This is a genomic window from Anaerobacillus sp. 1_MG-2023 (genome assembly GCF_030547345.1).
Lineage (GTDB): Bacteria > Bacillota > Bacilli > Bacillales > Guptibacillaceae > Guptibacillus > Guptibacillus hwajinpoensis_B.
Genome location: NZ_JAUORD010000283.1, coordinates 1 through 233, shown reverse-complemented (window position 1 = coordinate 233; position 233 = coordinate 1). Strand labels below are relative to the sequence as shown.

The 233-nt window shown below is 34.3% G+C and carries 1 pseudogene; it reads right to left on the bottom strand.

Annotated elements, in window-relative coordinates:
* Positions 1-46: 46 nt before the first annotated feature.
* Positions 47-233: pseudogene (locus Q4550_RS24185) on the bottom strand (pyruvate kinase); the annotation flags it as partial.

The following is a 233-nucleotide window of genomic DNA, read 5'->3' as shown; positions in this document are numbered from 1 at the left end:
TACCAGGACGGTTAACGCTCACGTTAGGTACGGTAACACCTTTTTAGTTTTTCAATGTTCCATTATTTAGAACCTCAGTAAAAAGTTCATTCTTCTCAATTTGCTTTACTTCAAGTACAATCAATCCATCATCAAGTAGAATCTTAGATCCAACGTGAACATCAATAACAAGTTCAGGATATGTGACAGATATATTCTCAGTTGAACCAAGTACTTCTTCCATATAAACGATA